At 72.3% G+C, this 26,137-nt stretch carries 26 protein-coding genes; 14 read left to right on the top strand and 12 right to left on the bottom strand.

Translation table 11 applies throughout. From position 1 onward, the window contains the following. Positions 1 to 2: 2 nt before the first annotated feature. The 3 genes from DV20_RS10100 to DV20_RS10090 form a co-directional block, all read right to left on the bottom strand. The gene (locus DV20_RS10100) at positions 3 to 1,031 is read right to left on the bottom strand and encodes an FAD-binding oxidoreductase (protein WP_043778720.1); all 1,029 of its coding nucleotides are present in this window, start codon (positions 1,029 to 1,031) and stop codon (positions 3 to 5) included. 84 nt (positions 1,032 to 1,115) lie between these two features. Next, positions 1,116 to 2,765 (bottom strand): ferritin family protein, encoded by a 1,650-nt coding sequence (locus DV20_RS10095; RefSeq protein ID WP_084093401.1) that lies wholly within the window; start codon positions 2,763 to 2,765, stop codon positions 1,116 to 1,118. Positions 2,766 to 2,838: 73 nt separating this feature from the next. After that, complete coding sequence (locus tag DV20_RS10090) at positions 2,839 to 3,093, bottom strand: hypothetical protein (RefSeq protein WP_043778719.1); 255 nt, start codon at positions 3,091 to 3,093, stop codon at positions 2,839 to 2,841. A 103-nt stretch (positions 3,094 to 3,196) separates the two neighbouring features. Here DV20_RS10090 and DV20_RS10085 point away from each other — a divergent pair, with 103 nt between their 5' ends. Continuing rightward, on the top strand, positions 3,197 to 4,990 hold the full coding sequence (locus DV20_RS10085) for a sigma-54-dependent Fis family transcriptional regulator (RefSeq protein ID WP_043778716.1): 1,794 nt from the start codon (positions 3,197 to 3,199) through the stop codon (positions 4,988 to 4,990). A gap of 48 nt (positions 4,991 to 5,038) precedes the next feature. Here DV20_RS10085 and DV20_RS10080 read toward each other — a convergent pair whose 3' ends face one another. Further along, positions 5,039 to 5,746 carry a DUF4142 domain-containing protein gene (locus DV20_RS10080; RefSeq protein ID WP_043778715.1) on the bottom strand — a complete coding sequence of 236 codons (708 nt, stop codon included), beginning with the start codon at positions 5,744 to 5,746 and terminating at the stop codon, positions 5,039 to 5,041. 211 nt (positions 5,747 to 5,957) lie between these two features. Here DV20_RS10080 and DV20_RS10075 point away from each other — a divergent pair, with 211 nt between their 5' ends. Both DV20_RS10075 and DV20_RS10070 read left to right on the top strand, forming a co-directional pair. Then, positions 5,958 to 6,416, top strand: a complete 459-nt coding sequence (locus DV20_RS10075; protein ID WP_043778713.1) for a MarR family winged helix-turn-helix transcriptional regulator — start codon at positions 5,958 to 5,960, stop codon at positions 6,414 to 6,416. A 17-nt stretch (positions 6,417 to 6,433) separates the two neighbouring features. Next, a complete protein-coding gene (locus DV20_RS10070) occupies positions 6,434 to 6,847 on the top strand; it encodes a DUF5655 domain-containing protein (protein ID WP_235190767.1) in 414 nt (137 codons plus the stop codon). A gap of 84 nt (positions 6,848 to 6,931) precedes the next feature. On the opposite strand, the gene DV20_RS10065 is transcribed toward DV20_RS10070, so the two are convergent. Then, positions 6,932 to 8,191 carry a YncE family protein gene (locus tag DV20_RS10065; protein WP_043778928.1) on the bottom strand — a complete coding sequence of 420 codons (1,260 nt, stop codon included), beginning with the start codon at positions 8,189 to 8,191 and terminating at the stop codon, positions 6,932 to 6,934. A 177-nt stretch (positions 8,192 to 8,368) separates the two neighbouring features. Between DV20_RS10065 and DV20_RS10060 the strand changes: the two genes are divergently transcribed. Together DV20_RS10060 and DV20_RS10055 are read left to right on the top strand one after the other, a co-directional pair. Next, entirely contained in the window at positions 8,369 to 9,487 is a 1,119-nt protein-coding gene (locus DV20_RS10060; protein WP_043778709.1) for a helix-turn-helix domain-containing protein, read from the top strand. A 10-nt stretch (positions 9,488 to 9,497) separates the two neighbouring features. Continuing rightward, the gene (locus tag DV20_RS10055) at positions 9,498 to 9,947 is read left to right on the top strand and encodes an HIT family protein (protein ID WP_051735876.1); all 450 of its coding nucleotides are present in this window, start codon (positions 9,498 to 9,500) and stop codon (positions 9,945 to 9,947) included. Here DV20_RS10055 and DV20_RS10050 read toward each other — a convergent pair. Further along, positions 9,944 to 10,153 (bottom strand): hypervirulence associated TUDOR domain-containing protein, encoded by a 210-nt coding sequence (locus DV20_RS10050; RefSeq protein ID WP_043778707.1) that lies wholly within the window; start codon positions 10,151 to 10,153, stop codon positions 9,944 to 9,946. The genes DV20_RS10055 and DV20_RS10050 overlap by 4 nt on opposite strands. Positions 10,154 to 10,231: 78 nt before the next feature. On the opposite strand from DV20_RS10050, the gene DV20_RS10045 reads away from it, so the two are divergent. Further along, on the top strand, positions 10,232 to 10,996 hold the full coding sequence (locus DV20_RS10045) for a class I SAM-dependent methyltransferase (RefSeq protein WP_043778705.1): 765 nt from the start codon (positions 10,232 to 10,234) through the stop codon (positions 10,994 to 10,996). Between the two features lie 61 nt (positions 10,997 to 11,057). Beyond that, complete coding sequence (locus DV20_RS10040; RefSeq protein ID WP_043778703.1) at positions 11,058 to 11,378, top strand: DUF3140 domain-containing protein; 321 nt, start codon at positions 11,058 to 11,060, stop codon at positions 11,376 to 11,378. Here DV20_RS10040 and DV20_RS10035 read toward each other — a convergent pair. From DV20_RS10035 to DV20_RS10025, 3 genes are read right to left on the bottom strand one after another with little or no spacing between them, the layout of a single operon-like run. After that, positions 11,347 to 12,570, bottom strand: coding sequence for an FAD-dependent monooxygenase (locus tag DV20_RS10035; protein WP_043778702.1), 1,224 nt, complete (start codon positions 12,568 to 12,570; stop codon positions 11,347 to 11,349). The two genes, DV20_RS10040 and DV20_RS10035, sit on opposite strands and share 32 nt — an antisense overlap. A 31-nt stretch (positions 12,571 to 12,601) precedes the next feature. Further along, entirely contained in the window at positions 12,602 to 15,604 is a 3,003-nt protein-coding gene (locus tag DV20_RS10030) for an ATP-binding protein (protein WP_043778698.1), read from the bottom strand. A 29-nt stretch (positions 15,605 to 15,633) separates the two neighbouring features. Beyond that, entirely contained in the window at positions 15,634 to 16,785 is a 1,152-nt protein-coding gene (locus DV20_RS10025; protein ID WP_084093400.1) for an epoxide hydrolase family protein, read from the bottom strand. A 53-nt stretch (positions 16,786 to 16,838) separates the two neighbouring features. Between DV20_RS10025 and DV20_RS10020 the strand changes: the two genes are divergently transcribed. Then, positions 16,839 to 17,807, top strand: a complete 969-nt coding sequence (locus tag DV20_RS10020; RefSeq protein WP_043778693.1) for a helix-turn-helix transcriptional regulator — start codon at positions 16,839 to 16,841, stop codon at positions 17,805 to 17,807. Here the strand turns inward: DV20_RS10020 and DV20_RS10015 are convergent. Together DV20_RS10015 and DV20_RS10010 are read right to left on the bottom strand one after the other, a co-directional pair. Then, complete coding sequence (locus DV20_RS10015) at positions 17,776 to 18,255, bottom strand: SRPBCC family protein (protein WP_043778690.1); 480 nt, start codon at positions 18,253 to 18,255, stop codon at positions 17,776 to 17,778. The genes DV20_RS10020 and DV20_RS10015 overlap by 32 nt on opposite strands. Position 18,256: 1 nt before the next feature. Continuing rightward, entirely contained in the window at positions 18,257 to 18,592 is a 336-nt protein-coding gene (locus DV20_RS10010; RefSeq protein WP_043778687.1) for an ArsR/SmtB family transcription factor, read from the bottom strand. Positions 18,593 to 18,682: 90 nt separating this feature from the next. On the opposite strand from DV20_RS10010, the gene DV20_RS10005 reads away from it, so the two are divergent. The 6 genes from DV20_RS10005 to DV20_RS09980 all read left to right on the top strand — a co-directional run bounded on the left by DV20_RS10005 (position 18,683) and on the right by DV20_RS09980 (position 24,833). After that, positions 18,683 to 19,900 (top strand): ROK family protein, encoded by a 1,218-nt coding sequence (locus DV20_RS10005; RefSeq protein ID WP_043778686.1) that lies wholly within the window; start codon positions 18,683 to 18,685, stop codon positions 19,898 to 19,900. A 101-nt stretch (positions 19,901 to 20,001) separates the two neighbouring features. Then, positions 20,002 to 21,021, top strand: a complete 1,020-nt coding sequence (locus DV20_RS10000) for an ABC transporter substrate-binding protein (protein WP_043778682.1) — start codon at positions 20,002 to 20,004, stop codon at positions 21,019 to 21,021. Beyond that, positions 21,018 to 21,791 (top strand): ABC transporter ATP-binding protein, encoded by a 774-nt coding sequence (locus DV20_RS09995; protein WP_043778680.1) that lies wholly within the window; start codon positions 21,018 to 21,020, stop codon positions 21,789 to 21,791. The genes DV20_RS10000 and DV20_RS09995 overlap by 4 nt, the downstream gene beginning before the upstream one ends. Then, positions 21,788 to 22,630 carry an ABC transporter permease gene (locus tag DV20_RS09990; RefSeq protein ID WP_043778678.1) on the top strand — a complete coding sequence of 281 codons (843 nt, stop codon included), beginning with the start codon at positions 21,788 to 21,790 and terminating at the stop codon, positions 22,628 to 22,630. The genes DV20_RS09995 and DV20_RS09990 overlap by 4 nt, the downstream gene beginning before the upstream one ends. Next, complete coding sequence (locus DV20_RS09985; RefSeq protein ID WP_043778674.1) at positions 22,627 to 23,940, top strand: LLM class flavin-dependent oxidoreductase; 1,314 nt, start codon at positions 22,627 to 22,629, stop codon at positions 23,938 to 23,940. Before DV20_RS09990 ends, DV20_RS09985 begins: the two co-directional genes overlap by 4 nt. Next, entirely contained in the window at positions 23,937 to 24,833 is an 897-nt protein-coding gene (locus DV20_RS09980) for a TauD/TfdA dioxygenase family protein (protein WP_043778672.1), read from the top strand. The genes DV20_RS09985 and DV20_RS09980 overlap by 4 nt, the downstream gene beginning before the upstream one ends. A gap of 45 nt (positions 24,834 to 24,878) precedes the next feature. On the opposite strand, the gene DV20_RS09975 is transcribed toward DV20_RS09980, so the two are convergent. Continuing rightward, a complete protein-coding gene (locus DV20_RS09975) occupies positions 24,879 to 26,099 on the bottom strand; it encodes an amidohydrolase (protein ID WP_235190766.1) in 1,221 nt (406 codons plus the stop codon). Between the last annotated feature and the right edge of the window lie 38 nt (positions 26,100 to 26,137).

The raw sequence follows: 26,137 nt of genomic DNA, 5'->3' as shown, positions 1-26,137 counted from the left end.
CCTTACCCTTCGCCCGTGGTGGTGAACTTGTCGTAGAAGACGCGCTTGCCGTCGACGCCGAGCGCGGGCAGCAGTTCGAGGGCGGCCTCGACCATCGGCGGTGGGCCGCAGACGTACGCGTCGGCGCCGGTGAGGTCGGCGCCGGCCCGGCGCAGGACGTCGGTGACGAAGCCGGTCTCGCCGGCCCAGTCGTCGTCACCCGGCTCGGACAACGCGGGCACGTACCGGAAGCCGGGCAGTTTCGCCTCCAGTGCCCGCAATTCCGTTTCGAAGCAGAGGTCGCGGCGGCGACGGGCGCCGTAGTAGAAGACCGCCTTCCGATCGATCCCGCGTTCGGCCATGGACCGCAGCAGCGACAGGATGGGGGCCATCCCGGCGCCGCCGCCGACGAAGACCAGGCCCGCGCCCGGGTTGTCCCGGAGGGTGAACACCCCGAACGGGCCGGTCACCCGGAGCCGGTCGCCGACCGCGACTTCGGTGGCCAGGAACCGGGAGAACAGCCCGTCGGGGTAGACCTTGATGACGAATTCCAGCAGCCCGTCGCGGGCGGAGGTGTTGGCCATGGAGAACGACCGCGTTTCCTCGGTGCCCGGGATAGCGAAGTCCAGGTACTGGCCGGGGAAGAACTTGAGGTCGCCGTCCAGCCGCACCACCAGGTGCCGCAGGTCATGGGTGACGTTCTCGTTCGAGACGACCTCGACGTCGGCCTCCTGGATCGGCAGGCCGGACTGGATCATCTCCTCGTCGTAGTTGAGCAGCTCGATCGTCAGGTCTTCGTAGGCGTGGGCCCGGCACAGCAGCGTGAAGCCTTCCTCCTTTTCGTAGTCCGGGAGCGCGAAGGTCGAGTAGCGGTCGTGTTCGACGTCGTCGCCGTCGAGGAGGAACGACTTGCAGGCCGCGCACTGTCCTTCCTTGCAGCCGTGCATGAGCATGACGCCCTGCTCGGCGGCGGCCCGCAGGATCGTGGTGTCCTCGTCGACGTCGATCTCGATCCCGACCGGCTCGAACCGGACGCGATGTTTCTCTGCCATCCCCGCCCCAATCCGGCACTTTCACGTGAAAGCGCCCACCTGGGGGCGGCACTTTCACGTGAAAGTGCCGCCCGTGTGGTCGAGTCAGGCCTGCGGCGCCGGGCGCCCGGCCGGGCCCTGGCGGTTGTAGTCGGCCACGAACGCGGCGCGCTGCTCGTCGGTCATCTGGTTGAGCAGCACGTTCGGCGACTGGACCTCGGGCATCCGGCGGAGGTGGTCGAGCGTCCACATCTTCTTCGGGTCGAGGTCCAGGTGCGGCTGGGCGACCATGGTCTTGCCGTCGTCGCGGACGAAGCCCATGTCGGAGACGACGTCGGCCCAGTTCCAGCCGTGGTAGAGCGTCTCCCACTCGCGGGCGCCGACCAGCTGACCCATGTTCGGGGTGCTGCGGCCCTGGTAGGTGGGCCGGAACGCCTCGGCGTCGGTCCAGCGGCACGTCTCCGAGCAGTACGTCCGCCACTGGCCGTCGACCTTGTCGGTGACCATGTCCTCGCGGATGAGGCACGGCACCATGCAGGTCCAGCACCGGTGCGGGTACACGTAGTCGACGTCCTCGGCGACGATCGGGTGGTGCCCGTTCGGCGTCGCGAGGCGGTTGTAGTTCTCCCACCACTTGCCGTACTTGTCGTACCAGCCCGGGTACTTGTACTCGAACCACTCGAAGTCCTCGTCGGTCATCGGGTCGATGCGCCAGTAGTTGGCGAGCCACCCGGTGGCGAAGAACTGCGCGACCTCGTGGACGTAGCCCTTGTTCCAGATCCGGTTCCAGGCTTCTTCGATGAGGTCGTGCGGGATGACCAGGCCGTACTTCTCGAGCGGGACGAGGTAGGAGCGGTAGTAGTCGTCGTAGATCCAGCGGCGCCACATCTCCGCGTAGCTTTCGCGGTCCTTGCGGCGGTCCTTGGTGCCGTACTCGATGAACGTGCCGATCGCGGCGTCGACGACGGCGTGGTTGTTCCACCAGGCGTACCGCAGGTCGCGTTCGAGCAGCTGGTGGTTGCTTTCGTCGGACAACGCCATCAGCAGCGTCGCGTAGCCGTTGCTGATGTGGCGGGACTCGTCGGACTGCACCGAGTGGAACACCGTGGGCAGCAGGTAGTCGCCGTTCGCGGCGGCTTCGGCAGGCATGGCGACGAACAGCGTGTTCGTGAACGCCGTTTCGGCGACGATCGTGAGGTAGATGCTCGCCGCGGTGATGGCGTCCCCGGTGATGAAGCCTTCGGCGAACTGGCGGCCGATGGTGCCGCAGTAGTCGTTCTGGAAGTTGCGCAGGCTCGAGTTGAAGCCGGCCGGGTCGATGTAGTTCTGCATGTACAGGCGCTTGAGGTTCTGCTGGATCGTCGAGTGCCGGACCTCGTCGATCATCTGGATGGCCTGGCCGTTGTGCAGTTCGGGGTTCGGGACCGTGCGGAACAGCAGCGGCATCGCCCGCGCGGCGGAGATCTCCGGCAGCGGGATGATCGACAGGAACAGCTTCTGCCACTCCAGCCAGCGTTCCTGGACCTGGCGGAACATGTTGCCGCGGATCGCGCCGTCCTCGGCGCCGTAGACCCGGTGGTCCTTTTCCTCCTGCATCGGGAAGTAGGAGCGGAGGACCTGCTTCAGCGGGTCCTTCTTCTTGGCCTTCCGGAAGGTGTAGTCGGTGCCGTAGTGCGAGACCGGGGTGTGGTACGCCGGTTCCCACGACAGTTCCTGGATCTTCTGGTGGGCTTTCGCCACACTCTGGCGGCTCATGGATCAACTCCTTATTCGCGGCTCGCCGACCCGGCGTTCACCATTAGGCGGGCCGGCGTGGCGGACGCGGGTCTCAATCTGAGACAGAACCGCTGCCGGTGGGCGTGTCGAGCAGCCGCGCGCGCAGGGCGGCCAGCTCGTCGTGGATCCCGGCCCGCACCCGCGCGTCCCCTTCGGCGGCCGGGACGATCCCGAACGCGCGCAGCAGGGCGGCGGCGGGCTCGCCCGGATCGCCCGCGGCGCCCAGCGTCGGGTGCAGGCTCTGCTCGGCCAGGTGGGTGAAGACCAGGTTGACGATCGTCCACGGGTTGTATGTCTCGGCGGCCATGGCTCCATCGCACCGCGCCCGCGGGCCCGGGGGCGTCTCAATTTGAGACACCGCCGCCGGCCCCTCGCGCTTACGCTGGACGGGCGTCACTACGGGAGGTCACGTGGACGAGATCGCGCCCGGCACCCTGCTCGCTGACGACGCGCTCGCCCGCACCCGGGTGCGGTTCCTCACCGCCGAAACGGTCCCCGCGGACACGGTCCGGCCGACGATCCTGGCCTCGTGGCGGCGGTCGCGGGAGTTCCAGGTCGAAGCCGACCGGATCGACCCGCTCTACCTGGGCGACCAGAACCTCGACATCCCGCTCATGCGCGGCGCCGAACCGGTGCTGGACAAGCTCGGCGAGCAGTTCGAGGGCCAGCCGATCAGCCTCATCCTTACCGACGCCAGCGGCGTCGTGCTCACCCAGCGCACCGGGGACGCCGACCTGGCCCGCCACCTCGAGCACGTCGAGCTGGTGCCCGGGTTCAGCTACGGCGAGCAGTCCGTCGGGACCAACGGCATCGGCACCGCGCTGGAGGACGGCCGCCCGACGACGGTGTTCGGCCACGAGCACTACGCCGAGCACCTGGAGAACCTGGCCTGCGCGGGCGTGCCGATCCACCACCCGATCTCGGGCAAGAAGGTCGGCGCCGTCGACCTCACCTGCTGGCACAAGGACGCGGGCGGCCTGCTGGTCGCCCTGGCCCGCTCGACGGCCGAGCAGATCCGCCAGGCCCTGCTGCGGCACAGCGACCTGCGGGAGATGCTGCTCTTCCAGGCCTACCTGCAGACGTGCCGCCGGTGGACGGGCATCGTGCTGGCGTTCAACGAAGACATCGTGATGATGAACGACCGGGCCCGGCAGCTGCTCGACCCGGCCGACCAGTCGGTGCTGCTCGGCCACGCCACCGAAGCGCTGGCCGACGGACGGCGGACCCCGGCCACCCTGTCGCTGTCCAGCGGGCTGCGGGTCCGCGTGGTGTGCCGCCGCGTCGCGGGCCGGCGCGAGTCCGAGACCGCGGGCGGCGTGCTGTCGGTGAAGCTGATCGAGGCCGAGGAAACCCTGGCCGTCCCGACGCCGATGCTGCCGATGTACCTGCCGGGCGTCGTCGGCTCGGCGCCGCTGTGGCTGCGGTGCGGGCACGAGCTCGACTCCGGCCACCAGCGCGGCGAGTGGGTCGCGCTCGAAGGGGAACCCGGTGCCGGCAAGCTGACCTTGGCCAAGGGCCTCCACCAGCGCCACCACCCGGCGGCGCGGCTGCTGACCGTCGACGCGGCACTCGGCACGGACTGGGCCGCGGTGCTGCGCGAGCACGCCGAAACCCCGATCCGCACGCTGGTGATCCGGCACGCCGACCGCCTGACGGCCCCGGCGGCCGCCGCGCTGGCCGCGGTCCTGCGGACGCTGCGCGAAGACGCGGGCGCGCCGTGGGTGGTGCTCACACTCGTGCCGGAGGCCGAGACCGAACCGGCGCTGGCCGAGCTGCTGAAGTTCTTCCCCCGGACGGTGCGCGTGCCGCCGCTGCGCCACCACGTCGAAGACCTCGCGGAACTGGTTCCGCTGGTGCTGAGCAAGCTCGGGTACGGCGGCAGGCTGACGTGCTCGGCCGCGGCCCTGCACCTGCTGATGCGGGCGGAGTGGCCGGGCAACATCGGCCGGCTCCACCAGGTGCTGCGCGCGGTCGCGCAGCGCCGCCGCGCGGGCACCATCCGGCCCGGCGACCTCCCGGCGGAGTTCCACGCGGTGACCCGGCGGCCGCTGAACCGGTTCGAGTCGATCGAGCGCGACGCCATCGTGCGGTGCCTGGAGGACGCGGACGGCAACAAGGTGCGGGCGGCGAAGCTGCTGGGCATTTCGCGGGCGACGATCTACCGCAAGATCCACGAGTACGGCATCGTGCCGCCGGCCCGGTAGCCGCCCGGATCCCCGGCGGGCGGCTACCGGGCCGTTCCGGCCCCGACGTCACTTCGCCGGTGGGTTCACCGCCGCCGCGACGTCGGCGATCGTCTTGGCGTCGACCAGCCCGGTGTCCTCCAGGACCGTCATGTGGTCGAGGACGGTCTGGTTCGCCTGCGTCGCGTGCCGCCGGATGACGTCGTTCTGCGTACCGGCGCGGACTTCGGCGATGGTCGCGAAGATCTTGCCGTGCGACTCGCGCAGCAGGTTGGCGAACAGCTTGTCGAACTCCAGGCCCTGGGCGGCGGTCAGCTGGCGGACCCACGCCTGCTGTCCGGCACTGGCCTGGTCGGGCAGCGGCACGCCGAGCATCTTCGCGTCCTCGCGGACGAGCTGGTCGAGGTGCGAGTGCCCGTCGAGCAGGTGCAGGCCGGCGCGCTTGACCTGTTCGCTGCTGGCGTGGGTCTGCGCCAGGTCGCCCGCGGGGATCTCCCACAGCCCGGCCTGGCGGACCTTGACCAGGAACGTCTTGTCGAGTTCGGTGACCGGCCCGGCGCCGGCGACGTCGTTCGTGGCCGCGGCCTGCGCGGCGGACCCCATCCGCATGCCGGCCATGTCGTGCGCCGGGACCCGTGCCTCCGTCGAGCCGGGCGCGGTCTGGGCGTTGGCGTTCAGCACCATGACCGAGCCCACGCCGACGACGGCGAGCGTGGCCACGACGACCAGCGCGGTCCGGGCCTTGGCGCGGCCGGTCATGCCACGGTGATCCGGCATGGTTCCTCCTTCTGACGGCAGTTCGGTACCGGGTACACGGACGCCGTCGCGGGGAGGTTCAGCGAAATCCGAAGGATTTTCTTGTCTGCCAACGAATTCAGCTTCAAGAAGCGCTGATGGCAAGCGAAAGGGCCGATCCGGCCGGAGACCGCGGCGAGCGCCGGGGATGTCCATCTTGACCGATGCTCTTGCGGTTCGCAAGTATTGCGTCATGCAACCCCACGAAGACGCGGACGTGGCCGCCCTCGACGGCCTCACCGTGGTCCTGGTCGGGATCGCGTGGGAATGCGCGCACGCGGCCCCGCCCGAGGTGTCGTTCCCGCAGACGCGGCTGCTGCTCGTCCTCGACCGCCTCGGCCGGGTCCCGAGCTCCCAGCTGGCCGCGGCGATGGGCGTCAACGCGTCCTCGGTGACGCGGCTGGCCGACCGCCTGGAAGCCCTCGGGTACGTGGCGCGCGGCCGCAGCCCGGGCAACCGCAGCGTCGTCACCCTGGAGGTGACGGAGCCCGGGCACGAGATCGTGGCCCGCATGCTCGAACGCCGGCACGCCGCGCTGGGCGCACTGCTGGACAAGCTGCCCCCGTCGGAGCGGAAGGCCGCGGGCGAGGCGGCCCGCAACCTGCTGCACGCGGCGGCGACCATCCCGGCGCTCGGCCCGGCCGCGCTGTGAGTGCCATCCTGGACGGCATGCCGATCCGGTGGACGTGCCCGCGCTGCGACCGCGAGTTCGCGCGCGCCGGCCAGGGGCACACGTGCGTCCCGGGCGGCACGGTGGCGGAGACGTTCGCCGGCAGGCCACCGTGGCAGCGCGCGGTGTACGACGCCGTCCTCGACCACCTGCACACCCTCGGCGACGTCCACGAGGACGCCGTCAAGGTCGGGGTGTTCCTGAAGCGGGACCGGAAGCTGGCCGAGCTGCGCCCGCGTGCGCGCGACGTGCTGGTGTACCTGTGGCTGCCGCGTCCGGTGGAAACGGCCCGCATCGCCCCGGCGAGCTGGGCGAGCGGGCCGCGGGTCGGGCACAGGCTGAGCCTGCGCGCGGTGTCCGAAGTGGACGACGAAGTCCGCGAGTGGTTCACGATCGCTTACGAGACGTCCTGACCCTGCGGCCCGGCTTGCGCCACCGATGGTGGGTACAAAGTGCGGTGCCCGCCGATGGGTGATTCCGGCGGGCACCGCTCGTGGTCAGGAACCCGTGGGTCCGGTCCAGCCGTCGGGCACGTGGCCGAGGCGGACCCGCTGCGGGTGGTCGCCGACCGGGATCGACAGGAGCTTGCGGCCGGTCGCGAAGTCGATCGCCGTCACCTGGTCGGCGCCGGCTTCGGAAATCACGCAGGCGCTGCCGTCTCCGCTCACCGTCGCCCAGTACGGCTTGACCGCCGGCACCAGCGTGCCCTGCTGCAGGGACGCCCGGTCGACGACCGTCGCGTAGTCGTCCATCGTTCCGGCGATGCACAGCTTGGTTCCCGCCGGGTTCATCGACATGCCGTGGTGGCGGGAGTCGTTGACGAAGGTCTTGCGGTCGTCGCTGGTGGCCGGGTTCTTCGGCAGCTCCTTCACCCGCGTGATCTTGTCGGTCGCCACGTCGTACTCCACGAATCCGTTGAAGAACGACACCTGGAAGTACAACTTCGCGCCGTCCGGGGTGAACGCGACCGGGCGCACGGCGTCCGACAGATCGCTGCGGCCGAAGGCGTCGAGCCGCTGGCGCATGTCGATCACCTTGACCTGGCGGAAGGTCGCCGCGTCGACCACGGTGATCCGCCGGTCTCCCTTGGTGAAGTCCCAGCCCGGGTCGTCGAGGTCGGTGTTGACCTCGCCGATCGACATGTTCCACAGGTAGCGGCCGCCGTCGGTGAACACGTTCTCGTGCGGCTTGTCCCCGGTGGTGAAGGAGCCGACCTGCTGCCCCGTCACGATGTCCAGCACGTGCACGGTGTTGGACGTCGAGGCGGAGACGGCGACGCGGCGGCCGTCCGGCGAGACCGCCATGTGGTCGGAGCGGAAACCCGACACCGGGAAGCGCCAGTTGATCCGGCCGGTGGTGAGGTTGATCGAGACGACGTCGGCGAAGCTCGGCCGCGACGCCACCACCGAACCGCCGTCCGGTGTGGTGTACATGTCGTCGACGAACTGGTCGTGCCCTTCGCCGGGGCCGCTGCGGATGCCGAGGAAGAAGGCCAGCTTGACCGGGTTGAGGTAGATCTCCGTCAGTCGCTGGTCCTTGTCCGGGATGATGTTCACCCGCCCGATGCGGGCGAACGAGCCGCGGGACTGGATGACGTCCGCCGTGCCTTCCCAGTTGTTGCCGACGAACATCACCTCCCGCAGGGCCGCCGGGGCGCCGGTCGCCGGCGTCGCGGCGCCGGTCGCCAGCAGGGCGGCGGAAGCGGTGAGGCAGGCCAGGCGCGAGAGGTACGACCGTTTCCGACGGGAAGTGCGCACGGGGAACACCTTTCGGCAGTGAAGAGGTGTGGTGACCTTCGGTCGATGGATTTCGCGAAGGAACGGGGTTACTGTCCGGTATCGTCACGATAACCGGCCACCGGAGCCGCTCCGGTAGGGCCGCTCGCCCAACATCGCGGTGGCGGTGTTGTGGCCTGGCCACAACGGGAGGGTGCCGTGCCGGCCTCACCGCTGCTCCGGCAGGTGCTCGACGCGATGGCCGCGGACGACACGGTCGTCGACGAGCTGGTGCAGGCGGCACGCAGCCAGTCGCCCGAGGTCGCGCGGCTGCCCGAGGCGGAGAACCGGCGGCACGTCCGGTTCCTGCTGTCGGCCGCGCTGCGCGCCACCACGAACCCCGACAGCGCCGACTACACCACCGCCGAGGCACTGGGCGCCGACCGGGCCGCGCAGGGCGTCCCGCTCACCGACCTGCTGCGCGGGGTCCAGGCCGGCAAGACGCTCGCGGCCCGGTTCGCCGTCGAACGCGCGCGGGCCGCCGGCCTGTCCGACGACCTCATCCTCGAGACCGTCCTCGACGCCGAGCGCTACACCGGCGCCTTGGAACGGCACATCGTCAAGGGCTACCACGCCGCCGAGCTGCAGCTGTCACGGACGGTGCGTGACGCGCGGACCCAGCTGCTGCGGACGCTGCTGCTCGCCGGGCACCCGCCCACGCCGGAGGAGCTCCGGCAGGCGGGGCTGCGACCCGACGGCCGGTACTCGTGCGTGGTGTCCGACGTCAGCGACCCGGCGCGAGCCCGCACGCTCGAACAGGCGCTGCTGGAGTTCGGCGGGGTGTACGGGCTGGTCGAGGGCCGGCTCACCGGGCTGGCGGCCCGCCCGCCCGCCGGCGTCGCACTGGACGGCGACGCGCTGCTGGTCGTCGCTCCCCCGGTCCCGCTCACCGAGCTCCGGGAGGTGCACCGGCTCGGCACGGCCGCGGCGCGGATCGCCGGGCCCGGCTGCCACGACTTGACCGCGATGGCGGGTGAACTGGCGTTGACGGCCCAGCCACGGCTCGCGGACCTGCTCACGACCGAGCTGCTCGGCGCGCTCGACCCGGGCAACGCCTTCCACCGCGAGCTGGCCGCGACGGCGCTGGCCTACCTCGACCACGGCCAGCGCCTGCGTCCCACGGCCGAAGCCCTGCACCTGCACCCGAACACGGTCCGCTACCGCCTCGACCGGCTGGCCGAGCTCACGCCGGTGGCGCCGTCGGAAAACTGCGGCGGCCGCGTCCTGGACGCCGTGCGGTCGTGGTGGGCGCTGCACCACTGGCTCGGCGGCCGATAGGGTCACCCGCATGGCTGAACTCCGCCGCATGCCGGCGACCACGTCGACCGGAGAATGCGTTTTCTGCGCGATCGGCTCGGGGCAGGCCCCCGCCGCCTTCGTCCACGAGGACGACGAGTTCGTCGCGATCGTCGACCTGCGCCCGGTGACCACCGGGCACCTGCTGGTGCTGCCGCGCGCCCACCACGCGGACCTGGCTTCGCTGCCGGCCGAGGCGGGCGCGCGGATGTTCACGATCGCCCAGGAGCTGGCGGCGGCGTTGCGGCGCACGGACCTGCGGTGCGAGGCGATCAACCTGTTCCTGGCCGACGGCAAGGCCGCGGGCCAGGAGATCCCCCACGTCCACCTGCACGTGATCCCGCGGTTCGCCGGCGACGGCTTCGTGCTGGACGCCGACTGGCGGGTGCGGTCGCGGGAGGAGCTGACGGAGGTCGCGGCGAAGGTCCGCGCGGCGCGTTAGGCCTTGTGGAGCTTGTCCGGGTGGTGCACGGCGGTCTTCCCGGACTTCTCGCTCCGGACGAGGTACTGCGGGTTGTCGGGCGAGGCCTTGACGTCCCGCTTGCCGGCGTGGGTGTCCTCGGTGATCTTTTCCTCGACCGTGCCGACCGAGCTCTGGTTGCCCGCGTCCCACCGGACGCGGTCACCCTTCTTGAATTCCTTGGTCATCGATCCACCTCCGCACCCGCGGGTACCCCGGATCCGTCCGCTCACCACCGGGGGCGGGCAGCCGATACGGTGATTCGCGTGGAGCAGCGCGAGCGGCACCGGCACGCCTCGTCGTTCGGCGTGGCGGCGGCCGCCTACGCCGAGCACCGCCCGGACTACGCGCCCGCCGCGGTGCGCTGGGCGCTCGGCCCCGCACCCGGACGGCGGGTGCTCGACCTCGGCGCCGGAACCGGCAAGCTCACCGCCACGCTGGTGGCCGCGGATCTCGACGTGACCGCGGTCGAGCCCGACCCGGCCATGCTGGCGGAGCTGCGCCGGGCCCTGCCGGACGTCCCCGCGCGGCTGGGCAGCGCCGAGGCCGTCCCGCTGCCCGACGCGTCCGTCGACGCGGTGCTGGCCGGCAACGCCCTGCACTGGTTCGACATGGCCGTCGCGGGCCCCGAAATCGCCAGGGTGCTGGTGCCGGGCGGCGTCCTGGCCGGGCTGTGGAACGTCGTGGACGACCGGGCCGGCTGGGTGGCCGGGCTGGCGCGCGCCGGCGGGAGCGCGGTGATCGGCCCGCGGGACACGCCCGCCGGCTGGCGCGCCGAAACGGCCGGGATATCGCTGCCGGCCGGGTTCGGTGGCCGGGAGCGGGCCGAATTCCCGCACGGGCAGCGCCGCACGGCCGATTCCCTGGTGGCGGCCCTGGCCACCCGGGCGGGCGTGCTGGTCATGCCGCCCCGGGACCGGGTGGACACGCTCGGCCGGATCCGGGCTTTCCTCGCCGGCGAACCGGAGACCGCCGATGGCGAGTTCACCCTCCCGATGCTGACCTGCGTGCTGCGCGGGCGCCGCCCGTGACGGGCCGGGCAATCACCTCGTCGGGGCGGATAGCCGTGGTGGCCGCGGGTACCCGTCCCGGATGGACGACGACGAGACGCGCCGCGAATTCGGCAACAGCGTCAACATGACCGCCAAGCAGCTCGACGACTGGCTGGAGACCGACGAGTCGAAAGCCGCCGGGCAGCACGAGGACAGTGAGTCGATCGGGCACAAGTCCGGCCGGCGCATCGTCGAGATCCTGCGGAAGAAGAAGGACGACCTCACCGCCGACGACCTCGCCCACATGCGCAAGGTCGTCGGGTATGTGCACCGGCACCTGGCCCAGCGGCCGTCCGGGGACGTCAAGGACACCACCTGGCGGCACTCGCTCATGAACTGGGGGCACGATCCCGTGCGCTAGCGGCGTAATCCGGCAGCACCAAGGCGTTCGCTGCCTCGCGGAGGGGGCGGGCCATCTGCTCCAGGACGCGGTTGCGGCCCGGGAGGTACGGCATCAGCTTGATCATCCGGGTGTTGAACCAGGCGAACGCCCGCGACTGCGGGATGATCCCGCGCAACGCCGTCTTCGCCAGCGCCTGGTTCTTCTCGATGTACGGACGCATCAAAGCCTCGTACCGGGACAGCGCCTCCGGGAAGTCCGATGCCAGCTCGCCCGCCAGGACGTACGCGCCGGCCAGGGCCAGGCTCGTGCCCTGGCCCGACGCCGGGGACGGGCAGTATCCGGCGTCGCCGAGCAACGTCACGCGGCCGGCCGAAAACCGGTCCATGACGATCTGGCAGACCGGGTCGAAGTAGAAGTCGTCCGCCTCGCGCACGGCCGCCAGCAGGGCCGGGATTTCCCAGCCCAGGCCGGCGAACCGGTCCGCCACCAGGTCCTTCTGGCCGTCGACGTCCCGGCGGTCGTAGGTCAGCGGGGGTGCGCTGAACCAGAACGCCGCCTTGGCGTCGGCCGCACGGGCGGTGCTGTAGACGTTGACCATCTTGCCCGGGGCCGCCGCGTGCAGCAGCTCCCAGCGGTCCAGCTCCAAGCGGTTGGGCACCGTCGAAATCGAGATGTAGGCGTCGAACCGGCGCAGGTAGTCCTCCTCCGGGCCGAACGCCAGTGCGCGGACGCCGGAGTGCAGGCCGTCCGCCCCGACGACCAGGTCGAACCGGCGGGGCGCGCCGTGGGCGAACGTCACCTCGACGCCGTCGGGACGCTGGCCGAGCCCGGTGATCCAGTCGCCGAAGACGTACTCGGTGTGGTCGCGGGTCCCGTCGTACAGGATCCGGGCCAGGTCGCCGCGCAGGATCTCGGTGTCGTCGCCGTGGCGGAAGCCGAACGTGTCCGCGTCGAGGGTGGCCAGCTGCTTGCCGCGCTTGTTCACGAACGCCGCGCCCCGCATGTCGGTGCTCGCCGCGTGGACCTGCTCCAGCAGGCCCATCCGGCGGACGACGTCGACCGCGACGCCGCGGATGTCGACCTTGTAGCCGCCTTCGCGCAGGCTCGGGGCCCGCTCGACGACGGTGGCGCGGAAGCCGTGGTGGTGCAGCCACCAGGCGAGGGCGGGGCCGGCGACGCCGGCGCCGGAGATCAGGATGTGCTTCGTCATGTCCCGGACGATCGACGACGCCGCTGACCGCTCACGAACCGAGCGCGAACCGCCGCTGACCGGCCTCCTCGACGGCCTGCTCGGGCGGCGTCCGCCGGCCCCGGTCGAACGCTTCGGCGTAAGCCGAATCGCCGAGACGCCCCCGGACGCGGTCCGCCACGCCGTCGACGTCGGCGTCCCCGGTGACGGGTGCGCCGCGCAGCCCGACCGCCACGCCGAGCAGGAACGCCGCCCGCTCGTCCTCCGCTCGCCCGGCCAGCACTCCGGCCAGGCCTTCGATCGCCTGGGCCGCGCCCGGCAGGTTCGCGTGTTCCAGCGCGGTGGCCAGCGCTTCCTGGTGCAGTTCGGTCGCTTCCTCGAGGTGGCCTTCGGCGGCCGCCGTCCAGCCGAATCCGGTGTGGACGCGGATCCGCGTCTCGCCGCCGGTCACCGGGTCGGCGGCCAGGCCGAGTGCGGAGGCGTACCAGCGCCGGGCGGCGGCCAGGTCGCCCGCGCGCCGCGCGATCTCCCCCAGCCCGCCGCGCGCCCGGGCGAGCGTCACCGGCGTGCCCGCGGCGCGTGCCTGCTCGGCGGCGGCTTCGTAGTCGGCTTTCGCGGCTTCGGCGTCGCCTTGCCGCAGCACGCCGTCGGCGCGCCGGCAGAGCAGGTCGGCGGCGTCCTCGGCCGCGCCGAGCTCGCTCGCGAGCCGGACGGACTCGTCCATCAGCTCGCGGAAGCGCGCGTGGTCGCCGCGCCAGTCGGCGAACTCCGCGAGCTTCTCCAGCGCGCTCGCCTCGCCCCAGCGGTCGCCCAAGGCCCGGAAGGCCTCCAGTGCCGCCGAGAAATGCGCTTCGGCTTCGGCGATCCGGCCGCGGTACTGCGCGCCGAGGCCGTCGCCGATCCGCGCGAACGCCCGGGACCACGCGTCCGGGCCGATCAGCGCGGCCAGCCGTGCGCCGTCTTCGGCCTTGGTGCGTGGGGAAAACGCCCACAGCAGGAAGAGGTACGGGTACTCGAGCGGCCCGTCGAGCCGGCGCAGGATCGGCTCGATCGCGATGTCGGTGTCCGACGCCTGGATCACGCACAGGACGTATTCCTCGGCCAGTCCCGGCGGCGGCTCCGGGCCGACGGCGGCGAGCACCGCGTCCGCGATCGGCGTCGCCTCGCTCCGCAGGCCGCGCAGCCACCAGTACCAGGACAGCGCCGCGATGAGCCGCAGCGCGGTTTCCGGGTCTTCGGTGGCGCTCCAGCGCAGGGCCGCGTGCAGGTCGGCGTGTTCCGCGGTCAGCTCGGCCAGTGCCGTCAGCTGGTCCGCGCCGCGCAGCTTCGGCCCGGTCGCCGAGGCGAGGTCGAGGAAGTACCGCGCGTGCGCCGCGCGCCGGTCTTCGCCACGCTCGGCGCAGAACGCGCGGATGGTCTCCAGCATCCGGTACCGGCCGCCACCGAACTCGACGAGGGACTTCTCGACCAGGCCGGTCAGCACGGCGTCGCTGTCGGGGACGCCGCAGACGCGCTCGACGGCGGCCGGCCGCGCGCCGCCGGCGAACACCGCGAACCGGGCCGCCAGCAGCTGCTCGTCCGCGTCCAGGAGGTCCCAGCTCCACTCGACGACGCCGCGCAGGGTCCGGTGGCGCGGCTCGGCCGTCCGGTCACCGCGGGAGAGGAGCCGGAACCGGTCGCCGAGGCGGGCGGCGACGTCGTCCGCGGACAGCGACCGCAGCCGGGCGGCGGCGAGCTCGATGGCCAGCGGGAGGCCGTCGAGGGCGGCGCAGATGCGGGTGACCGCGCCCGGGGCGGGTGCCGTGCCGGGCGCGACCGCCGCGGCCCGGTCGGTGAACAGCCGCGCCGCGGCGTCGGCGGGCAGCGCCCCGACCGGCACCAGGGTCTCGCCGGTCAGGCCCAGTGCTTCACGGCTGGTGGCCAGCACGCGCAGGCCCGCGCACTCCCCCAGCAGGCGCCGCACCAGCCGCGCGGCCTCGGCGACGACGTGTTCGCAGTTGTCGAGGACGAGCAGCAGCGGCCGGTCGGCGAGTCCGGCCGCCAGGCGGTCGGCCGGGTCCGCGGCCGCCCCCGGGGTCAGCACGCCTTGCTCGCGCAGGCCCAGCGCGGCGAGGACCGCGCGCGGGACGTCGGTGGTCGTCGCGAGTTCGACGAAGCAGACCTCACCGGCCGCGCGGGCCGCGGCTTCGACCGCGAGCCGGGTCTTGCCCGCCCCGCCCGGCCCGGTGAGCGTGACGAGCCGGGCGCCGGGCAGGGCCGCGGTGAGCCGGCCGAGCTCGGCCCGGGCGACGAACCCGGTGAGCGGCACGGGCACCCGGCGCGCCGGGGCGGGGGCGGCCCGGAGGACCGCGGCGTGCGCGCCGGCGAGCTCCGGGGAGGGGTCGGCGCCGAGTTCGCCGGCGAGGCGTGCCCGCATTTCGGCGAACACGGCGAGCGCTTCGGCGGATCGGCCGCTGCCGTGGAGGGCCCGCACGAGCTGCGCGGTGAGCCGTTCACGCAGCGGATGTTCGCGGGTGAGCTCGCGCAGCTCGGCGACGAGCCGCTCGTGGTGGCCGAGCGCGAGCCCGGCCTCGGCGCGGTCCTCGGTCGCGGCCAGCCGCAGTTCCGCCAGCCGGGCCGCACGCGGCGGGTCGGCGAGCCCGTCGAGCGCCGGTCCCCGCCAGAGCGCGAGTGCCGCGGTGAGCAGCTCGAGCTTCACCGTCGGATCGGCGGCTTCCCGCGCCTGTGCGGTGAGCCGCTCGAAGCGGTGGACGTCGACGTCGGCGGGATCGACGGCCAGCCGGTAGCCGGCGGGGGTGAACTCGACCAGGCCGTCGGGCGCACCGCCGTCCCGCAGCCGCCGCCGCAGCCGCGAGACCTGCGACTGGAGTGCTTCGGCCGCACCCTCGGGCGGGTGTTCGCCGTGCAGGCCGTCGATCAGCCGCTCCGCACCGACCACCCGGCCGGCGTCGAGGGCGAGCAAGGCGAGCAGCCCACGCAGCTGGGGCCCGCCGAGGGCGACCGGTGTCCCGTCGGGACGGCGGGCTTCGACGGGCCCGAGGATGGCGAACTGCACGCCGACGATTCTGGCCCACGCACCCGGCGTCAGCGCGCGGGCTTTCCCGGCCGCAGCCCGCGGAAGAACGCGCGGATGTCGGTGACGAGCAGCTCGGGCTCCTCCATCGCCGCGAAGTGGCCACCGGAAGCGAAGTCCGACCAGTGCGCGGTCTTCTCCTCCGGGTCCATGATCCGCCGGACCACCGGCGAGGTGTTGAACACCGCCCAGCCCGCCGGGACGTCCGACGGGGCCAGCCAGCCGTGCGTCGCGTGGGCGGCCTCGTAGAGGAACCGGGCCGCGCTCGCGCCACTGCGGGTGAACCAGTACAGGCTCACGTTCGTCAGCAGCCGGTCGCGGCCGACGCCGGCCGCGCCGGTCCACGCCTCGAACTTCTCCGCGATCCAGGCCAGCTGCCCGACCGGGGAGTCGGTCAGCGCGGCCGCGATCGTCTCCGGCTTGTGCGACTGGAGGTCGAGGTAACCGCGCGCGGCCCGCCAGGCCGCGCGGGCCGCGTCCAATTCGGACTGTTCGGCTTCGGACAGGTTCTCCGGCAACGGAAGCTGCTCGCCGGCGAGGGCGATCGTGCCGCGGTCGCTGTTGACGTGGGTGCCGATGACGCGGTCCGGGTACCGCGCCGCGAGCCGGCCGGTGACGCCCGCGCCGATGTCGCCGCCCTGCGCGGCGAACCGGTCGTAGCCGAGCCGGGTCATCAGCTCGGCGAACGCGTCGGTCGTGCGGGCCAGCTCCCAGCCGGGGCCGCTCAACGGCGTCGAGAACCCGAAGCCGGGCAAGGACGGGACGACGACGTGGAACGCGTCCGGGCCCGGTTCGGTCAGCGGGCCGATGACGTCGAGGAACTCGGCGATCGAGCTCGGGTAGCCGTGGGTGAGCAGCAGCGGCACCGCGTCCGCCTGAGCCGAGCGGACGTGCAGGAAGTGGATGACCTGGCCGTCGATCTCGGTCGTGAACTGCGGGAACGCGTTGACCGCGGCTTCCTGGGCGCGCCAGTCGTAGCCGTCGCGCCAGTACTCGGCGAGCGCCCGGACCTCCGACGTCGGGATGCCGCGGGACCAGCCGGGCTCGTCGCCGGGGACGAGGTCGGCGAACCGGGCCGAGGCGAGGCGCCGGTGGAGGTCGTCCAGCTCGGCCTGCGGGACGTCGATGCGGAAAGGGCGGATTTCGTTCGTCATGGGAAGCACGTTAGGAACCATTGCGGAAGACTTCCTTCCGCGATTCGTGCGATCCTCGGGACATGTTGCAGACCTCCGCCCGCCTGCTCCGGCTGCTGTCGCTGCTCGAAACGCGGCGCGACTGGACCGGCGCCGACCTGGCCGGCCGGCTCGGCGTCACCGCGCGCACCGTGCGCAGTGACATCGGCAAGCTGCGGGAGCTGGGCTACCCGGTCGAAGCCGCCCCCGGCGTTCAGGGCGGCTACCGCCTCGGCGCGGGCGCGCAGCTGCCGCCGTTGCTGCTGGACGACGACGAAGCGGTGGCCGTCGCGGTCGGGCTGCGGACCGCGACGGGCGTGGCCGGCATCGGCGAGACGTCGGTGCGCGCGCTCGCCAAGCTGGAGCAGGTGCTGCCGTCGCGGCTGCGGCACCGGGTACGGGCGCTGCAGGCCGCGACGGTCGCGGTGCCCGGCGCCGGCCCGGCGGTCGACGCGGACGTGCTGACCGCGATCGCGGCGGCGATCCGGGCGAACGAACGGCTGCGGTTCGACTACACGAGCCACGAGCGCACGCCGAGCCGGCGCGACGTCGAGCCGCACCGGCTGGTCAGCTGGGGCCGCCGCTGGTACCTGGTCGCCTGGGACACCGCCCGCGACGACTGGCGCACCTTCCGCGTCGACCGGATGACGCCGAAGGTGCCGACCGGCCCGCGCTTCGCCCCGCGCGAGCCGCCGGAGGGTGACGTCGCGCAGTTCGTCCAGGGCAGCGTGGGCGCCGCGACGTGGCGCTTCCACGCCCGGGTGCGGCTGCACGCGCCGGTCGAGTACGTCCGGGAGCGCCTTCCGATCGCGGTCGACGTGACGGCCGAGGGCCCTGGCAGCTGCGTCGCGGAGGTCGGATCCGACCACGCGCAGATGCTCGGGCTCTACCTCGGCTTGCTCGACGTGGACTTCGAGGTGCTCGACGCACCGGAGCTCGCCGCGGCGCTGGCGAAGACCGGCGAGCGGTTCCTGCGGGCCGCTAGCGCAGGGAGTCCGCCAGCTCCTGGATGATCTCCATCTGTCCCTGCGCACCGACCTCCATGCCCGACTGCAGGATCGTGTCGCGCAGTTCCGTGCTGCCGGTTTCGGTCAGCAGCTCCAGGCGCGTGCGGTCGCCGTCGAGCGCGGTGAAGGTGACGGTGTTGAGCGGCCCGTCCACCTCATCCGGGTCGACGCCGGGCAGCTCGAACACCTCGGTGTAGACGAGCCGCTCGTCCGGCACGATCTCGCGGTACTCGCCGTGGAAGCCGACCTCGGCGCCGTCGCCGGTCTTGAGCACGTACCGCCAGCGGCCGCCGGGCCGCAGGTCCATTTCGACCTCGGTGGTGGTGCCGCGGTGGCCACTCCACCAGCGGCTCACCAGCTCCGGCGTGGTCCACACGCGGTAGACCAGGTGTCTCGGGGCGTCGAACTCGCGGGTGATGAGGATCCGGTCGTCGGCGGGGGTGGTGATCTCCACGTCACTGCTCCTGTTCCTTGAGTTCCTCGAGGACGTCGTCCATCAGGTCGAACCGTTCCGCCCACGTCCGTTCGTAACGCTTCACCCAGTCGTGGATGGGCTTGAGCGCGGCGCCGTTGAGCCGGTAGAGCCGCTGGCGGCCGTCGCCGCGCACGTCCACCGCGCCGACCTCGCGCAGCACCCGCAGGTGCTTCGACACCTGCGGCTGGGCCAGGCCGAGCCGGTCGACGAGGTCGCCGACCGACCGTTCGCCGTCCCTGAGGACGTCGAGGATCTGCCGCCGCCGGGGTTCGGCGACCGCGTTGAAGGTGTCCGCCGTCGTCGCTGCTCGTGCCACGCGGCTCATCATATTCCCATATGGGTATGCGTCAAGCCCGCATCCTGGGCACGCTGGGCCGTCGCCGGTTCGTCTGTCACGATCGGGGCCATGACCAGCCCGCCGGGGAGTCCACAGAGGACGGACGCGCGCGGGGTCCGGCGCAGCGCCAGCGCGAGCGCGGTCCTGCGCGCGGTGCTCGACGGTGGCCCGATCGCGCGCAGCACCATCGCGCGGCGCACCGGGCTGTCCGCCGCCGCCGTCAGCGGGCACACCGCCGAGCTGCTGCGGCGGGGACTGCTGCGCGAACTCCCGGAAGCGGAGTCACGCGGGGGCGTGGGACGGCCGCACGTGCCGGTCGACCTCGACACCGGGCGGCACGTCGCCGGCGCGCTGCACTTGGCCGTGCACCACGCCACCGTCGCGCTGCTCGACCTGCGCGGGAACGTGCTGGTCCAGCACGAAGAGCCGCACGACGGGCTGGCCGCCGAAGAGCTGCTCGCCCGCGCCGCCGAAATCCTCGACGACCTCCTGCTCGGACACGCCCCCGACCGCGAGCCGCTCGGCCTCGGCGTCGCCACCGGCGGCTGGGTCGACCGGGCGTCCGGCACCGTGGTCGAACACCCGCTGCTGGGCTGGCGGAACGTCCCGGTCCGCGACCTCCTGGCCGGCAGCACCGGACTCGCGGTGGAGGTCGACGGGCACGCGCGGGCGCTGGTGCACGCCGAACGGCTCTTCGGGCACCCGCGCGCCCGCGACAGCGTGGTGCAGTTGTTCACCGGCAACGTCGTCGACGCCGCGTTCGCGACCGGCGCCACCGTGCACCACGGGCCGCGTTCGGCCGCGGGCGCCGTCGCGCACCTGAGGGTCGACGGCAGCAGCGAACCGTGCCGGTGCGGGCGCACCGGCTGCCTCGAAGCGGCCGTTTCGGAAGGAACACTCGCGCACCAAGCCGTGGAATGCGGATTGATCGAGCGCCCGGACTTCCCGGAATTGCTCGCGCTCGCCGTGGACGGCAATTCCGCGGCGGTGCGGATGTTCCACGAACGCGCGCGGCTCATCGGCCGGGCCGCGGCCCTTCTGCTCGACGTGCTGAACCCCGCCGTGCTCGTCGTGGTCGATCGGAGTGTAGCCCACGTGCCGAGCTGCCTTCCCATCATCCGGGAGGAGGTCGGCGACCGGTCCCGCGGCCCCGCTCCGTCGGAAACCGTTGTGGGCACCAGCTTCCCGGGCACCGAGCTGGCGACCGCCGGCGGCGCGGTCCTCTTGGACGTGCTCTACGAAGACCCGCTCGGTCCCCTGTTGACCGGGTTGCGCCCCGCTTCGTGAACCGGCGGAGTTATTTCACGAACTCGCAAAATTGACCGTCCGCTCGTCGGCTGCGAACAATTGCCTCATCCCCGCCGACTCCCGGAACGGACGAAACCACCGTGAAGAAAACCCTGCCCCTGTTCGCCGCCGCCGTGGTGCTGCTGGCCGGCTGCGCTTCGGCGACGGCCACCGGTGCGCCCGGGCAACCGGAGAAGCTGGAACTGCGCTACCAGGGCAACGCGAACTCCGTCACCCTCCCCGAACTCGCCGAAGACCTGGGCTACTTCGGCCCGGTCAAGCTGAAGTGGGTCGGCAACACGATCAGCGGCCCGCAGGACATCCAGTCGGCGGCCACCGACCAGACCGACTTCGGCGGCGCCTTCACCGGCGCGGTCGTCAAGCTCGTCGAAGCCGGCGCCCCGGTCAAGGCGGTCGTCAACTACTACGGCTCCGACGACAAGGCCTTCATCGGCTTCTACACCAAGCAGGACAGTCCGATCCGGACCGCCCGCGACCTGATCGGCAGGAAGGTCGGCGTCAACACCGCCGGCGCCAACCTCGAAGCCGCGCTCGACACCTGGCTCAAGGGGCAGGGCCTTTCCGACGACGAGGTCAAGCAGGTGCAGCTGGTCGTCATCCCGCCGGTGAACGCCGAACAGGCGCTGCGCAACGGCCAGCTCGACGTCGCCGCGCTCCAGGGCATCCTGCAGGACCACGCCGTCGCGGCCGGCGGCGTCCGCCCGCTGTTCACCGACGTCGGCGCGTTCGGGCCCTACAACGGCGGTCCGTACGTCCTGCGCACCGACTTCATCAAGAAGTACCCGGAGACGGCGAAGATCTTCGTCTCCGCCGTGGCCCGGGCGATCGAGTGGGAACGCACGACTCCGCGCGAAGAGGTGATCGCCCGCTTCACGAAGATCATCAAGGCCCGGGGCCGCAACGAAAGCACCGACACGCTGAAGTACTGGAAGAGCGTCGGCATCACCCGCGGCGGCCTCATCTCCGACCAGGACTACACCCGGTGGGAGCCGTGGCTGAAGCAGGAGGGCTACCTCAAGCACGACAGGATCGACACCTCGAAGCTCTACACCAACGAGTTCAACCCCTTCCGCGACGGCGCCCCGGCGGTGACCCCGTGATCAGCATCCGCTCGGTGACCAAGACCTTCGGCGCGCTGACCGCGCTCGACGACGTCTCCCTCGACATCGCCGACGGCACGTTCCTGTCGCTGGTCGGCCCCAGCGGCTCGGGCAAGTCGACCCTGCTGGACCTGCTCGGCGGGCTCGCCACCCCGACGTCGGGCGAGGTGCTCATCGACGGCGAGCCGGTGCGCGGGCCCGGCCTCGACCGCGGGGTCGTCTTCCAGCAGTACGCGCTGTTCCCGTGGCGCACCGCCCGGGCCAATATCGAGTTCGGCCTCGAAGGCGGGCCGCTCGGGAAGCGGCAGCGGGCCGAGCGGGCGCGCGAATACCTCGCGCTGGTCGGGCTGTCCGGCTTCGAGGACCGCTACCCGCACGAGCTGTCCGGCGGGATGAAGCAGCGGGTCGCGATCGCCCGCAGCCTCGCCTACGACCCGGCGGTGCTGCTGATGGACGAGCCGTTCGCCGCGCTCGACGCCCAGACGCGCGAGCAGCTGCAGGAGGAGCTGCTGCGGATCTGGCGCCGCACCGGCAAGACGGTCGTGTTCATCACCCACGGCATCGACGAAGCCGTCTACCTGGGCCAGCGGGTCGCCGTGCTGACGTCGCGGCCCGGGCGGCTCAAGGCCGTCGTCGACGTCGACCTCGGCGACCGCACCGGGGACGTGCGGTCCGGGCCGGAGTTCGGGCGGCAGCGCCACCGGCTCTGGGAACTGCTGCACGACGAGGTCCGCAAGGCGGCCGAACACGAACGGAGCGCGGCCCGATGACCACCACCCTCGAAGCCCCGGCCGTCCACACCAGACCCGCGGGCCCGCCGCCGCGACCGCGCCGGTTCACGAAGAAGCTCACCCGGGCGGTGCACGCGTCCGCCGCGGTCGTGCTGTTCGTGACGCTGTGGGAGCTGGTCCCCCGGTTCGTCCTGGACGAGAGCACGCGGACGTTCCTCCCGCCGCTGTCCGAGGACCTGCGGGCCCTGTGGGAGCTCGTTCTCGACGGCGAGCTCGCCGACCACCTGCTGGCCAGCGTCGGGCGGTCCGCCGCCGGGTTCGCCGTGGCCGTCGCGGTGGCGGTGCCCCTGGGCCTGCTGATCGGCTGGTACCGGCCGGTGGCGCGGTTCCTGCAGCCCTTGCTGGAGCTGGCCCGCAACACCGCCGCGCTGGCGCTGCTGCCGGTGTTCACGCTGCTGCTGGGCATCGGCGAGCTGTCGAAGGTCAGCCTGGTGGTCTACGCCTGCGTGTGGCCGGTGCTGCTCAACACGATCGCCGGGGTCAACACCGTCGATCCCCTGCTGGTCAAGGCGGCCCGCTCGCTGGGGCTGTCGAGCCCGCGGCTGTTCCGGAAGGTGATCCTGCCCTCGGCCGTGCCGACGGTCTTCACCGGCATCCGGATGGCGGCGTCCTACTCGATCCTGGTGCTGGTGGCCGCGGAGATGGTCGGCGCCAAGGCCGGGCTCGGCTACCTGATCAACACCAGCCAGGTGAACTTCCAGATCCAGCAGATGTACGCCGGGATCATCGCGGTCTCGCTGCTCGGCGTTCTCGTCAACGCCGGCTTCGTCGCGCTCGAACGGCGGTTTTCCACCTGGCGTCCCAAGGAGACCCCATGATGCACCTCAACGCGTTCGTGATGCCGAACGGCCACCACGAAGCCGCGTGGCGGCACCCCTCGACCGACCCGCACCGGGCCCGGACGCTGCGGCACTACGCCGACATCGCGCGGACCGCCGAGCGCGGCAAGCTGGACTCGATCTTCCTCGCCGACGGCGTCGCGCTGTGGGGCAACGTCAAGCACAACTCCCACAGCCACTTCGAACCGCTGACGCTGCTTTCGGCGCTGGCCGCGTCCACGGTCCACATCGGACTGATCGCGACGGCGTCGACGACCTACAACGAGCCCTACCACCTGGCCCGGAAGTTCGCCTCGCTCGACCACCTCTCCGGCGGGCGCGCGGGCTGGAACATCGTCACCTCGGCGGGCATCGACGAAGCCCGCAACTTCAACCTGGCCAAGCGCCCCTCGCACGACGCGCGGTACGACCGGGCCGAGGAGTTCGTCGAGGTCGTCAAGAAGCTGTGGGACAGCTGGGACGACGACGCCGCGGTCGTCGACCGCCCGAGCGGCGTCTACGCCGACACCGATCGGATCCGCGCGATCGCCCACGACGGGCCGCACTTCCAGGTGCGCGGGCCGCTGAACATCGAACGGCCGGTGCAGGGATATCCGCTGCTCGTGCAGGCCGGGTCGTCGGAGACCGGCAAGGAGTACGCGGCCCGGCACGCCGAAGCCGTGTTCACCGCGCAGCAGACCTTCGCCGAGGGCAAGGCGTTCTACGAAGACGTCAAGGGTCGGCTCGCGAAGTACGGCCGCACGCCGGACGAGCTCAAGATCCTCCCCGGGATCTCACCGATCCTCGGCCGCACCGAAGCCGAAGCCCGCGAACGCGAGGCCGAGCTGAACGCGCTGATCATCCCGGACTACGGGCTGCAGCAGCTGTCCAAGATGCTCGACCACGACGTCACCGGCTACCCGCTGGACGGCCCACTGCCGGACGTGGGCAGCTTCACCGAAGGCGGCCAGAGCCGGTTCGACCTGGTCGTCGGCCTGGCCCGGCGCGAAGACCTCACCATCCGGCAGCTGCTGGAGCGGCTGGCGGGCGGGCGCGGGCACCGCGTCTTCGCCGGCACGCCGGTCCAGGTCGCCGACGAGCTGGAGGCGTGGTTCCGCGGCGGCGCCGCCGACGGCTTCAACGTCATGCCGCCCACCCTGCCCGGCGGGCTCGACGACTTCGTCGACCTCGTCGTCCCGGAACTGCAGCGGCGCGGGCTCTTCCGCACCGAGTACTCCGGCAGCACCCTGCGCGAGCACTACGGCCTCGCGCGGCCCGTCAACCGCAACCGAGTGAAGGAGCCCGCATGACCACCATCGGCACCGACGTCCGCAAGCTGACCGGGAGGATCGGCGCCGAGATCGTCGGCTTCGACCCGGCCGGCGACCTCGACGCCGCGCAGGTGGCGTTCCTGACCGACGCCCTGCACGAGCACAAGGCGCTGGTGTTCCGGAACGTCCGGCTCGACGACGAGGGCCAGCAGCGGTTCGCCGCGCACTTCGGCGAGCTCACCAAGGCGCACCCGACGGTGCCCGCCGTCGAGGGGGCGCCGGCGATCCTGCCCGTCGACAGCGAGCGGGGCCGCGCCAACCACTGGCACACCGACGTCACCTTCGTGCTCAACCCGCCGAAGGCGAGCACGCTGCGCAGCCTGGTGGTGCCCCCGTACGGCGGGGAGACGCTGATCGCGAACGCCGCCGCGGCCTACCGGGACCTGCCGGAACCGTTGCGCGCCTTCGCCGACACGCTGCGCGCGGTGCACACCAACGACTACGACTACGTCCAGCCGCCGGAGACCGTGGACGAGCAGGAACGCGAGCGGCGGGCCCAGTTCGTCTCGCGGAAGTACCGGACCGTGCACCCGGTGGTGCGGGTGCACCCCGTGACCGGCGAGCGCGGCCTGTTCGTCGGCGGGTTCGCCCAGCGGATCGAAGGCCTGTCGGTGGGCGAGTCGCGGGACCTGCTGCGGCTGCTGCAGTCCTACGTCACCCGGCCGGAGAACGTCGTGCGGGTGGCGTGGGAGCCGGACCAGCTGGTGCTGTTCGACAACCGGATCACCCAGCACTACGCGATCGACAACTACGACGGCCTGCCGCGGCGCCTCAACCGCGTCACGGTGGCCGGGGACGTCCCGGTGGGCGTCGACGGCCGGTCCAGCGAATCCCTCGAAGGGGACGCTTCGCACTACACGCCGGTGGCGTGAGCCGGGGCGCGCCGGTGCCGGGGACCGCACCGGCGCGCCGACCGGTCATCGCCCGTTGCGAGCCAGGCCTCGGAAGCAGTCCCACGCGCGGCTGACCAGCGCCGGGTGCGTCCGCAGGTCGATCACCGTGCGGGCCAGCGCCGCCGCCGAGGCCAGCATCGCCGCCCGGCCCCGCGGGCTCGCCGCCGCGGCCGCGAACTCCGGCGTGTGGTCCGACATCTCCTCCGCCGTGATCGCCACGAACGGGTGGATCGCCGGGACGCGGACGCTGACGTCGCCGATGTCGGACGACCCGAGGAAGACCCCCGGCGCCGGCGGGGTCGCGTGGATCCCGCAGGCGGCCAGGTGCTCGGTGAACCGCTCCGACAGCACCGGGTTGTCGCGGAAGTGCGAATACCCGGGCCCGAGGCGTTCGACGTCGGCCTTCGCCCCGGTCGCCAGCGCGGCCCCCTGGGCACAGGTGGCGACGTCTTCGGCCAGCCGGTCCAGCGCGTCCGTCGTCAGGGCGCGCAGGCCGAACCGGCCCTCGGCCCGGTCGGGGACGATGTTCGTCGCCTCGCCACCGTGGGTGATGATGCCCTGGACGTGCGACCCGGCGGGCAGCCGCTGGCGCAGAGCGGACACCGCGCCGAACGCCTGGATCAGCGCCGCGAGAGCGTCGATGCCGTGCTCCGGGTCGCCGGTCGGGTGGGCGGCCCGGCCGTGGAAGGTCACCTTCAGCTCGACCTGCGCGGTCAGCGGCGCCCACGACCACGAGTGCACGCCGGGGTGGACCATCAGGGCCGCGTCGACGTCATCGAAGACGCCCGCCTCGGCCATCGCGACCTTGCCGCCGCCGCGTTCCTCGGCCGGGGTCCCCACCGCGAGCAGCGAGCCGGGCGCGTCTCCGAGGACGTCCTTGGCGGCCAGCGCGGCCCCCAGACCGGCCGCGGCGATCAGGTTGTGCCCGCAGGCGTGCCCGAGGCCGGGCAGGGCGTCGTATTCGAGCAGCAGCGCGACGCGGGGACGCCCTTCGCCGGCGCGGGCGACGAACGCCGTGGGGAGCCCGGCGATCCCGGTCTCCACGGCGAAACCGTCCGCGGCCAGCTCGCCGGTGAGCCGTTCGGCGGCGGCGTGCTCCTCATAGGACAGTTCCGGCCGTTCGTGCAGCGCGGTGGCGACGGCCCACAACCGCTCGTCCAGGTGCTCGATGCGCTCGTCGGCCCGCTCGTGCAGCTCCTCGTGCCACTCCATGCCCTCCGGGATACCCCAACCACGGGCGGTCATGCCACCGGGGTGTTTCGCCCGCGGCGCCTCCGGCTACT

It is taken from the genome of Amycolatopsis rifamycinica, from assembly GCF_000695625.1.
Classification (GTDB): domain Bacteria; phylum Actinomycetota; class Actinomycetes; order Mycobacteriales; family Pseudonocardiaceae; genus Amycolatopsis; species Amycolatopsis rifamycinica.
Note: the sequence above shows the minus strand (reverse complement) of the source record. Positions and strands in the feature narration are given on the sequence as shown.